This is a genomic window from Peribacillus sp. ACCC06369, from assembly GCF_030348945.1.
GTDB lineage: Bacteria > Bacillota > Bacilli > Bacillales > DSM-1321 > Peribacillus.
The window spans coordinates 264,761-276,871 of the sequence record NZ_JAUCEN010000002.1; the positions used below are offsets into that span (position 1 = coordinate 264,761).

At 41.4% G+C, this 12,111-nt stretch carries 6 protein-coding genes and 2 rRNA genes; 7 read left to right on the forward strand and 1 reads right to left on the reverse strand.

From position 1 onward, the window contains the following. The first annotated feature begins 148 nt into the window (after positions 1-148). From QUF78_RS02145 to QUF78_RS02155, 3 genes are all read left to right on the forward strand, one after another. Positions 149-3,081 (forward strand): 23S ribosomal RNA (locus QUF78_RS02145). Between the two features lie 64 nt (positions 3,082-3,145). Beyond that, a 5S ribosomal RNA gene (gene rrf, locus QUF78_RS02150) occupies positions 3,146-3,261 on the forward strand. Between the two features lie 301 nt (positions 3,262-3,562). Further along, positions 3,563-4,402 carry a tyrosine-type recombinase/integrase gene (locus QUF78_RS02155; protein WP_289318738.1) on the forward strand — a complete coding sequence of 280 codons (840 nt, stop codon included), beginning with the start codon at positions 3,563-3,565 and terminating at the stop codon, positions 4,400-4,402. A 306-nt stretch (positions 4,403-4,708) separates the two neighbouring features. Here the strand turns inward: QUF78_RS02155 and QUF78_RS02160 are convergent, their stop codons facing one another. Continuing rightward, positions 4,709-7,837, reverse strand: a complete 3,129-nt coding sequence (locus QUF78_RS02160) for an efflux RND transporter permease subunit (RefSeq protein ID WP_289323403.1) — start codon at positions 7,835-7,837, stop codon at positions 4,709-4,711. Positions 7,838-8,027: 190 nt separating this feature from the next. On the opposite strand from QUF78_RS02160, the gene QUF78_RS02165 reads away from it, so the two are divergent. From QUF78_RS02165 to QUF78_RS02180, 4 genes are all read left to right on the forward strand, one after another. Beyond that, positions 8,028-8,906, forward strand: a complete 879-nt coding sequence (locus QUF78_RS02165) for a TetR/AcrR family transcriptional regulator (RefSeq protein WP_289323404.1) — start codon at positions 8,028-8,030, stop codon at positions 8,904-8,906. Positions 8,907-9,076: 170 nt separating this feature from the next. Next, on the forward strand, positions 9,077-9,970 hold the full coding sequence (locus tag QUF78_RS02170) for a YegS/Rv2252/BmrU family lipid kinase (RefSeq protein WP_289323405.1): 894 nt from the start codon (positions 9,077-9,079) through the stop codon (positions 9,968-9,970). Positions 9,971-10,098: 128 nt separating this feature from the next. Beyond that, complete coding sequence (locus tag QUF78_RS02175) at positions 10,099-10,761, forward strand: hypothetical protein (protein WP_289323406.1); 663 nt, start codon at positions 10,099-10,101, stop codon at positions 10,759-10,761. Between the two features lie 15 nt (positions 10,762-10,776). Continuing rightward, entirely contained in the window at positions 10,777-12,039 is a 1,263-nt protein-coding gene (locus QUF78_RS02180; RefSeq protein ID WP_289323407.1) for an efflux RND transporter periplasmic adaptor subunit, read from the forward strand. Positions 12,040-12,111 lie beyond the last annotated feature (72 nt).

Below are 12,111 nucleotides of genomic sequence, written 5' to 3' on the forward strand. Positions count from 1 at the left end.
TTTTGTTCAGTTTTGAATGAGTAATTCATTCAGATAGGGAAGAAAAACATCACGATGTGATGGATTCTTTCTGCTTTGTTCCTTGAAAACTAGATAATAGATAGAAGGCAATTAATTTTTTTCAAAGCATCTGTAAGATCTTTTTAACGGTTAAGTTAGAAAGGGCGCACGGTGGATGCCTTGGCACTAGGAGCCGATGAAGGACGGGACTAACACCGATATGCTTCGGGGAGCTGTAAGTAAGCTTTGATCCGGAGATTTCCGAATGGGGAAACCCACTGTTCGTAATGGAACAGTATCTTTACCTGAATACATAGGGTACTGAAGGCAGACCCGGGGAACTGAAACATCTAAGTACCCGGAGGAAGAGAAAGCAAATGCGATTTCCTGAGTAGCGGCGAGCGAAACGGAATTAGCCCAAACCAAGAGGCTTGCCTCTTGGGGTTGTAGGACACTCAACATGGAGTTACAAAGGAACGGGGTAAATGAAGTGACCTGGAAAGGTCCGTCAAAGAAGGTAAAAACCCTGTAGTTGAAACTTCGTTCCCTCCTGAGTGGATCCTGAGTACGGCGGGACACGAGAAATCCCGTCGGAAGCAGGGAGGACCATCTCCCAAGGCTAAATACTCCCTAGTGACCGATAGTGAACCAGTACCGTGAGGGAAAGGTGAAAAGCACCCCGGAAGGGGAGTGAAATAGATCCTGAAACCGTGTGCCTACAAGTAGTCAAAGCCCGTTAATGGGTAATGGCGTGCCTTTTGTAGAATGAACCGGCGAGTTACGATTTCATGCGAGGTTAAGTTGATAAGACGGAGCCGCAGCGAAAGCGAGTCTGAATAGGGCGAATGAGTATGAGGTCGTAGACCCGAAACCAGGTGATCTACCCATGTCCAGGGTGAAGTTCAGGTAACACTGAATGGAGGCCCGAACCCACGCACGTTGAAAAGTGCGGGGATGAGGTGTGGGTAGCGGAGAAATTCCAATCGAACCTGGAGATAGCTGGTTCTCTCCGAAATAGCTTTAGGGCTAGCCTCAAGATGAGAGTATTGGAGGTAGAGCACTGATTGGACTAGGGGCCCCCAACGGGTTACCGAATTCAGTCAAACTCCGAATGCCAAATACTTATTCTTGGGAGTCAGACTGCGAGTGATAAGATCCGTAGTCGAAAGGGAAACAGCCCAGACCACCAGCTAAGGTCCCAAAGTATACGTTAAGTGGAAAAGGATGTGGAGTTGCTTAGACAACCAGGATGTTGGCTCAGAAGCAGCCACCATTTAAAGAGTGCGTAATAGCTCACTGGTCGAGTGACTCCGCGCCGAAAATGTACCGGGGCTAAACGTATCACCGAAGCTGTGGATTGACACCATTAGGTGTCGATGGTAGGAGAGCGTTCTAAGGGCGTTGAAGTCAGACCGGAAGGACTGGTGGAGCGCTTAGAAGTGAGAATGCCGGTATGAGTAGCGAAAGAAGGGTGAGAATCCCTTCCACCGAATGCCTAAGGTTTCCTGAGGAAGGCTCGTCCGCTCAGGGTTAGTCGGGACCTAAGCCGAGGCCGAAAGGCGTAGGCGATGGACAACAGGTTGATATTCCTGTACCACCTATACATCGTTTGAACGATGGGGGGACGCAGAAGGATAGGGTAAGCGCGCTGTTGGATATGCGCGTCCAAGCAGTTAGGCCGGAAACGAGGCAAATCCCGTTTCCATTAAGGCGGAGCTGTGATGGCGAGGGAAATATAGTACCGAAGTTCCTGATTCCACGCTGCCAAGAAAAGCCTCTAGTGAGATGTAAGGTGCCCGTACCGCAAACCGACACAGGTAGGCGAGGAGAGAATCCTAAGGTGTGCGAGAGAACTCTCGTTAAGGAACTCGGCAAAATGACCCCGTAACTTCGGGAGAAGGGGTGCTTTTTAGGGTGAATAGCCCGGAAAAGCCGCAGTGAATAGGCCCAGGCGACTGTTTAGCAAAAACACAGGTCTCTGCGAAGCCGCAAGGCGAAGTATAGGGGCTGACACCTGCCCGGTGCTGGAAGGTTAAGGGGAGAGGTTAGCGCAAGCGAAGCTTTGAACCGAAGCCCCAGTAAACGGCGGCCGTAACTATAACGGTCCTAAGGTAGCGAAATTCCTTGTCGGGTAAGTTCCGACCCGCACGAAAGGTGTAACGATCTGGGCACTGTCTCAACGAGAGACTCGGTGAAATTATAGTACCTGTGAAGATGCAGGTTACCCGCGACAGGACGGAAAGACCCCGTGGAGCTTTACTGCAGCCTGATATTGAATTTTGGTACAGCTTGTACAGGATAGGTAGGAGCCTGAGAAGCCGGAGCGCTAGCTTCGGTGGAGGCGTTGGTGGGATACTACCCTGGCTGTATTGAAATTCTAACCCGCGCCCCTTATCGGGGTGGGAGACAGTGTCAGGTGGGCAGTTTGACTGGGGCGGTCGCCTCCTAAAGAGTAACGGAGGCGCCCAAAGGTTCCCTCAGAATGGTTGGAAATCATTCGTAGAGTGTAAAGGCACAAGGGAGCTTGACTGCGAGACCTACAAGTCGAGCAGGGACGAAAGTCGGGCTTAGTGATCCGGTGGTTCCGCATGGAAGGGCCATCGCTCAACGGATAAAAGCTACCCCGGGGATAACAGGCTTATCTCCCCCAAGAGTCCACATCGACGGGGAGGTTTGGCACCTCGATGTCGGCTCATCGCATCCTGGGGCTGTAGTCGGTCCCAAGGGTTGGGCTGTTCGCCCATTAAAGCGGTACGCGAGCTGGGTTCAGAACGTCGTGAGACAGTTCGGTCCCTATCCGTCGCGGGCGCAGGAAATTTGAGAGGAGCTGTCCTTAGTACGAGAGGACCGGGATGGACGCACCGCTGGTGTACCAGTTGTCTTGCCAAAGGCATAGCTGGGTAGCTACGTGCGGACGGGATAAGTGCTGAAAGCATCTAAGCATGAAGCCCCCCTCAAGATGAGATTTCCCATGGCGCAAGCTAGTAAGATCCCTGAAAGATGATCAGGTTGATAGGTCAGAGGTGGAAGCGTGGCGACATGTGGAGCTGACTGATACTAATAGATCGAGGACTTAACCAACGCTTTTTAAAAAATGAAATACCTTCTTATTATCTAGTTTTGAAGGAACAACGTTCCTTTATTGTTTGGTGACGATAGCGAAGAGGTCACACCCGTTCCCATTCCGAACACGGCAGTTAAGCTCTTCAGCGCCGATGGTAGTTGGGGGTTTCCCCCTGTGAGAGTAGGACGCCGCCAAGCCATTTCTAAGATCAGCCATCCGGCTGGTCTTTTTTACGGTTGTTATTCCTTCAGTATCATATTATTTAAACTGTTAATAGGTAGAGACTCGTAAAGAGCATAAAGAAAGTAATATAGTATATGGATAGTAAATATGGTAGAACATACTATAAATGCATCCCTGTTATTTATAAAAAATAATTCCTACTTTCTATTTGTATAATCCATATCTGTTTAAGACAAAGGGACAGAATTCTTCGTTTCTGTAGGGATATATGTTAAACTTAACGTAGTTCTGAAACTGTCATTGGGGGAATAGCCGATGGATACCTCTGCTAAAGATGAAATGATTTTTTCGTTTGCTGAATGGTTGAGAGACCAAGGTAAATCAGCTAATACGATCAAAACGTATACTGGTGTCCTTTCACAGTTTTGTGACCAGACACAAAAGATATTGATGGAGATTCATTCTGAAGATGTTCAGGATTATCTTGATTATTTAGAAAATTGCAAGAAAAGTCCAGGGACAATCGAAAAACACTATATCGCTCTAAATGTATTCTTTAAATTTTTAGGTAAACCACAAGTAATGCTTTCTGTGGAACGTAAGGTTAAAGAGCACAAGCTTGAGGTACCTGAAACTTTAAGCATGAAAGAGCAGCAAATCCTGTTAAGAGATATAGAAGCAGAAGGAAATCTAAGGAACATTGCCATCGTCTACCTTTTGTTACATACTGGAATCCGTGTATCTGAATTATGTGACTTAAATGGTCGGGACGTCATCATGGAAACAGAGCGAAATTATATTCTTGTCAGGAACGCAAAAGGTGAAATCGATAGATCCGTTCCCCTTACACTATCGTCTATACAACATGTGAAAAATTATCTTTATTCTTTAAAAGAAAAGGCAGATCCGTTATTCATCTCAAGTTATAATCAAAGGATCACTCCGAGGTCAGTTCAATATATATTAAAAAAATACAATGTGCATCCACATAAACTTCGCCATACCTTTTGCCAAAGGTTAGTGGATAATGGAATAGATATACAAACGATATCCAAGCTTGCCGGTCATAAAGATTTAAACGTAACGAAGCGTTATTTAAAAGAAAAATCGCTGGATCTGGAAAATGCAATCGACCAGACCTTCACCAAACACTAATCTATAGAAATTAAAAAGGAAGGCTAGTTCTTTCCTTTTTTTGTTTATATAAAAATAGGGTGTTAAAAACAAATGAATTTCCTTGGAAATGACGAATGGGACAGTTTTGCCTTATCAGGCGGGGGTAGGGTTAAAGAAAGAATTGAAGCCCGTCTAAAGAGTCCCAGAAGCATTATGAGCTTAAGGAAGTTGGATTTAATAAGATACTGAAAATGAGTGTGGAAAGAAAGGTTCAAGGTATTCTTGTTGGATTGAGAGCAGAAAGAGGGCATCCCCATAAAAGGATGCCCTCTTTCTGTTTCTTCTTTATTTACTTGTTTTTTTCTTCTTTTTACCTTTTTTCATGATAACTTCATATACAACAGGTACTATTACAAGTGTTAGCAATGTAGAGCTCACCAGTCCGCCGATAACGGTAATTCCAAGACCCTGTGATATTAATCCACTGCCTTCTGCACCGATGGCCAATGGTATTAAAGCACCGATTGTGGCTAGGGCAGTCATCAGGATTGGACGTAGGCGGGTGGTTCCTGCTTCGAGTAAAGCTTCCCGGGTAGATAAGCCTGATTCTTCATTTTTGATAACGCGGTCGACCAATACGATGGCATTGGTTACGACGATACCAATAAGCATCAGGACACCCATCATTGCGGAAACGCTGATGGTCTCACCTGCAACGAATAGGCCTGCCAATGCACCAATTACCGTGAATGGTAATGAGAAAAGAATGGCTATTGGTGCTAAACCACCATGGAAAGTAACGACTAGGACAAAGTAAACGATAGCGATGGCTGCTAACATAGCGATTCCAAGTTGAGTGAATGACTCTTGGATATCTTCCGTTACTCCGCCGTAGTCTACAGAGACGCTTGCAGGTAGGTCTAATTTGTCAACTTCCTTTTGTACTTCAGCTGTTACTGCTGCTACATCATCCGATTTGATTGTTGCAGACACGTCGGCATAAATTTTTCCATCGCGACGGCTAATTGTATCGGATGCTTTGCCCTCTTCGATTTTCACAAGCTCTTTCAATGGGATTTCCATTCCCATTGGAGAAGAAATTTTCGTATTTTCTAGGTCTTTTTTATCTTCGAATGTCGTTTTTTCCGTTTCGACATATACTTTGACTTCTTCTCCATCTTTCTTAATTGTAGTTAAAGCATCATCTTTATTCGTATTAGCAATGGACATACCAATTTGTGCAGCTGTCAGTCCAAGATCACTTAGCTTTTCCTGATCTGCAACTAGAGTATATTGCTCATAAGCATCGGAAAGACTTGTATCAACATCTTTTAAATCTTTATTTTTCTTCATGATATTTTGAATATCATCGATTACCGGTTCAATGTCTTTTTGTGTATTTCCGTAAACAAATAGAGTGGTTTCGTTGCTCGCTGTAGACGTGAATTCTTGTTGTTTCCATGTTCCAGGTGCATCAAGGTCAGTTAAATCTTTTATGACCTTTTCTTTTTTGTCTCCGAAATTTTCGGTGTCTTCATCATAGAGTACATAGAAGAGAGCTGAGTTACTCGATCCACCCATCATGCCGCCCATCATGTTTTCCCCTAGTGTGTATTGAACGGTCTTCACATCATCTTTATCCATGAAATATTTTTCTACTTTTTCTGTTTGCTTTTCAATATCCTCTTTTAATTCGCCAGGTGCTGGGGTGTAAGTAACGATAATCGTTTTTTCTTCATCTGCAGGCATGAAGCTGACACCGATGCTTGGAATTAGGAATAAGCTCCCGACCAATAATACAATGGCAGTACCGAAAGTGATTAACTTATGGCTTAATGACCAATCCAGTGCTTTTCGGTAGAATGCAGATAGGTTACTTGGTTTTTCTTCATGTGATTTTAATTCCTTTTCAGATAGTCCCTTTTTAAATAATGAGTCTGCCATTGCCGGAACAAGTGTGATGGCGATTAATAATGAAGCGACTAATGCAAACACCATCGTTAAGGCGAATGGCATGAATAGTTCCCCGACAGGTCCTGTAACGCTTGCTAAAGGCAGGTATACCGCTACAGTAACGATTGTCGATGAAAGGATAGGGATGAACATTTCCTTAGTGGCTGATCGTATTAATTCGCCGCCTTTTAATTGTTCGCCTTTTAAAGCCATTCTCCTGTAAATATTTTCAATGACGACGATGGAGTCATCGACGACTCGGCCAATGGCAACGGTCATGGCCCCCAGTGTCATGACATTCAATGAAATATCCATTTGTTTGAGCACCAAAAGGGCTGCTAACAGGGATAGTGGAATCGAAATGACGGAAATGAGAGTCGTTTTAAAGTTCCTAAGGAACAGCATGATAACAATGACGGCAAACAGACAGCCGAAGAGTGCCTTGCTGATCATGGTTTCAACAGAATCTTTGATCGGTTTGGCTTGATCAAGCGTAGTATGTACACTTACGCCTTTAAATTCATCTTTGAAATTCGAAACTTCTTTATTTACTTCGTCAACAATCGCAACTGTATCGGCATCAGGCGATCTTGTAACCTGGATTCCAATCGATTCGCTACCATTTGTTCTTGATATCGACTCAGCCTTACCGGTGATTTTAACATCGGCAATGTCTGATAATTTGACATTTTGCAGTTGGGCAGTAGCCGGTGCCATTTCAGGAGATAATTGATTGGTTTCAGGTACGGTTTGTGTTGGCGTTCCTGTTTTAGAGCCACCCGTTAAAGGTATCTTTATATTTTTCAAGTCTTTTAATGTGGAGATGTTTCCATCCACAACGATCGTTTTTTCTTTATCATCAAAGTTATATATACCAAGTGGCATGTTGACGTTTGCCGCCTGGATTACCTTCTTTACGGTGTCTTCATCGAGCCCGTATTGAGCCATCTTTTCTTGATCGAATATAAGACTGCCTTCATTTACTTGTTGTCCGGAAATTGATACGGATGTTACGCCGTCAACTCCTTCAAGTTTAGGTACTAACACTTCTTCGACATTTTTAGTAAGGGCAGGTAAATCCGAATCCTTATCTGTTACACTAAGTGCAACAACAGGAAAAGCGTTTAATTCCAATTTGGATACGCTTGGGTCATCCACTCCTTCAGGCAATTCTAATTTCTCTAATGCTTCTTTCACTTCTTTTACAGCGTCATCCATATTAGTATCATAATCGTATTGTAATTGGATGGAAGACACATTAGCCATGGAAGACGAACTGACTAATTCGACTCCTGATAAATTCGTGACTTTCTGCTCTATCTGGTCTGTGAGTTTATCTGCTACTTCTTCAGGTGCAGCTCCGGGGTATACAGTGGAGATGCTTATTAAAGGAGTCGAGATGTTTGGAATGGTTTCTTGTTTCATGTTTAAACCGGAGTATAAACCCGCTCCAACGATGATGATCGTAAGTAACCAGATTGCCAATTTATTCTTTAAGGAAAATTTAATTATTGAATTCAAACTTGTACCCTCCATACTTAAAATTGTGACTAGTCGGTCATAAACTCAAATATATAGTATATGGATTATGATTGCAACAGATAATATTCATGAGTTTTATCGTTGTGATTCCAAGGGTTTTGGGATACAATTTGGAAGAAATGACTGAGCGGTCATAAGTGAACAATCTTTAAGAGATAGGATGAATTTGATGAATGAAAAACATAAGATGATCATAGATAAGTCTGTAGAGCTTTTCGCGGAGAAAGGCTATCATGCTACATCCGTTCAGGAAATTGCTGAAAAATGTGGGATAGCAAAGGGGTCTTTTTATAATTATTTTAAATCGAAGGAAGAATTATTAGTCTCCATTTTTAAATATTATTATGAAGCGTTGACGGACTCTTTACTTGACCTTGAGCTGGATGCTTCATTATCAAGTAAAGATAAGTTTTTAAGGCAAATCACTGTTCATATTGAGCATGTGACGGGAAATACCAACTTAATCAAAATGATGATGCAGGAACAAATGATTCATATCAGCAAAGAACTAGATAGATTTTTACATTATATCCATGAAGAGGGCATGATTTGGTTCAAGCGTAAAATCATTGAGTTATACCCAGGACTTTCGGCTGACCTTCTGCCGGATTGCACAATAATGTTAGATTCACTTTTCAAAGGATATATCGGAATATTAATCAGGAAAAAAAATGCTTTCGAAGTGGAATTGTTACCTAACTTCATTTTGAATCGGATGGATTCGATTATCGCAAGCCTGCAGATCAAGGATGATCCATTATTGAAACAATTTCCTTTACACGAATGCTCACTGAGGGATTTGAGCCCAAAAGAGGAAATCCATTCAATCATAAGCAGGATGCTTGAAGTGGAAACACGTAAGGAAGAAGGAATGGAAACAAATAAATATACGGAAGCTCTAAAGGTGATCCAAGAAGAGTTTTCGAAAGTGAGGCCAAGTCCCATTATCTTGGAAAGTCTTTTGTTATTTTTGGAAAAAAATGAAAAAAGAAGTCACTTATGTTCAAAGCTTATCTTGACGATGAAGGAATATTTGACGAATATATGAAGGCTTTACTGAAAAGGGGCGTATAGCCTCTTTTTACTTTTGATATGACTTAGATTTCAAGCCATATGAATTTTTCCATTTGATAATGATTGAGTTTCAAAAGCGGGGGTTAGGGAAAAGTATAAGTAGCAGGAAGAAGATAATTCTTTCATTAATATGGGGGCTAGATCATGAGATGGAAAAAGGGAATGCTGATTTATAACAAAAATGCTGGAAATGGTAAACTCGAAAGGAATCTTGAGGCATGTCTTCCAGTTATAGCTCCTCATATTGATGAGTTCCTCATTCTACAAACGAAGGAAAAAGGCGATGCATCTCGTTTTTGCTCGGAATATGGTGAAGACATGGATGTAGTTTTCGTATTAGGAGGAGATGGAACTGTACATGAGTGTGTAAACGGCCTTTCGCCGCTGGAGAAGCGGCCATTACTTGGGATTTTACCTGGAGGGACTTGCAATGACTTCTCCAGAACATTGAATATTCCTCAAAATGTTCGTCAAGCTGCAGAAACAATAGTAAATGGCAAGGTTCGTTCAATTGATATCGGGCAGGCCAATAACGATTATTTTTCTAATTTTTGGGGAGTTGGACTTATTTCTGAAGCTTCAAGCAATATTGATGAGCAGGAAAAAAACAGATTCGGAAAGATAGGGTATTTATTAAGTGCGGTAAGGACGATTGGTGATAGTGCCCCCTTTCCCTATAAACTTGAATATGATGGGAATTTAATTGAAGGGAAAGCAATCATGATTTTGGTCTTGAATGGATGTTTTATCGGTACTAATTTATTGCCGTTTCCCATGGTTAGTCCAGACGATGGGCTCTTTGGCGTTGCCATCTTGGAGAACGCAAACCTTGGTGCATTTTTGGAAATAATAGCGATGAAACGTTCATGGACAGAAAATCTGAGCTCGGAAGCTGGAGTGACATATGTGCAGGCCAGTACCCTGACTATTGAATCCAAGAGGCCACTTGATGTGGATATGGATGGAGAGAACTATAGCCAAACACCTACTCGAATTAAAGTCCTTGACCATCATTTATCAGTATTAATTCCCAATTAGAGGAAGATTAATTATAGAGGGTAAGGATTATGTGTTTTTTTTGTTTCAATCATTCCTTATTTCTGCATTTGTTTCCAAAATAAGATAAAATATAGGGTGATATATCATTTTTTGCAGGAGGAACACATATGGTGTACCAGGTCAGATTGTTAAAGGGCATTTTAGAGCCTAATCGGAGTCGTTATCAGCTGCAAAATGCAGAGGCAGTCACACGACTTGGTTGGAAATTACTATTTTTATATCTTCTTAGTCTTTTAGTATTTGCTATTGAGGGGTATTTTGGCATTGGATCTGAATCATTTTCAAAAGAAATCACGAAGATGGGTGTTAATGAATATGAAGCAGGAAAGTTGCTGATATTGAGCGGCAATATAATAGCAGGCATAATCCACCCTTCCATATACATATTTTTATCAGCTCTATTCTTTTGGATCGTTACGGATATCCCGTACATAAAAATAGTCATCGTTCAAATGATCATTTTTGGTTTGCAATTGGTGGAAAAAATATTATTGATTCCTCTATTCGTATTAATGGATATAGGCAACGATGCCAATCCTTTTTCTTTAGGAATCATCAGTCAGTATTTTCTCAGAAGTGATTACTTTATTCACTTTTTCAGCGAAATCACCATTTTTCAATTTCTTATTATTGCCTTGCAATATTTTTATTTAAAGGAATTTTCAGAACGAAATAATTATTTGATCTTTTTAATGATTGTTCTATTCTATCTGGCCACTTGGTTTGTTAAAGCCTTTTTAGCATATATCCAAGTGGGCGTATTTGTATAAGGCGGGGTGAAAAGAATGAGCGGGAAATGGAAAATAGCAGCGGTCTCTATTGCGTCGACTGTTTTGATAACCGTTAACTTATACCTTATTGAAAAAAAGGAAAGCAAAGTGGAACGAACTGTTTTCGTGGAAAACTGGACAATGGTAAAAAAAGATACAATTACGGATACCATTCAAACGAATGGTGTAATTAAACCTTTGGAAGAGTATGATATCTATTTCGATACCAAGAAGAATGATTTTAAGAAATTCCTTGTAAAAGAAGGTGATGTGGTAACGGCTGGCTCCTCGTTGTTTGAGTATACGGCAACCGAACTTGATGCGCTTAAAGCGAATGTAGAATCGGAGAAAGCTGCCGCTGAGGGAGAAATTGTAGGGATTGACCAATACTTAGGGAAGTTGAGGTCTTATCAAGGGACATTGACCCGTGATCCCGATAAGGCGGTCATTGATGATTCAGTGGAAAGAAACTTGAATATCGATATAACAACAAGCTCTTCGGACCTTATTAAAAGTAATATTGAGCAAGAATTGTACAAGCAGGAACTCGAAAAAAACAGTTTGAATGAAAAAGTTAAAATGCTTGATGCTAAATTAAGGTCTATTGAGGAGCAGTCCAGCGCGATTGTGACGACGAGTGAGGCTGATGGTGTAGTTAAGAATATCAATGAAAACCTGAATAATCCCATTATATCCATTGTTTCGACAAATATGGCAATTGAAGGTGATTTCTCCGAAGAGGAGATGAAAAAGGCTGAAGTGGGCATGACTATAAAAGCAAGTTCTTCTGACTCAAAAAAGACTTTGAAAGGAAAGATTGGCCGTATCCATTCCTATCCGGCAGAAGAGCCGTCCATAAAAAAAGATAACAGATTTCCATTTCAGGCTTTAATCGAACCTGAAGGTGAAGAAACCGAACCTTTGTTGGTGGGATCCAAAGTCAATCTTACTGTAATAACCAATGAGAAAGCGGGTGTACCCTCCATTCCTATAGAGGCAGTCCATTACAAAAAACAGCCGCATGTCTACAAGTTGACTAAAAAAGGCTTTGTGGATAAACACTACATCACAAAAGGACTTAAAGCTGAAGGAAAGCAAGAACTCTTAAAGGGACCGTCCGTAGGTGACGTCATCCTATTAGAACCGAAAAGAGTAGTGAAGAACCATTCTTATTTTATTACTCCAATTCAATTTGAAAAAGTGAAAACTAATACTTATAAGAAATTCAGCTCTAGGGAAAAAGTAAGATATCTGTTACTTGGCATTTTGGAAAAATAATCGCTTCTTACATCAGGAGAGAGGATGTCAAATTAGTTGTTATTTCTATATCCATATAACTTATATGAATTA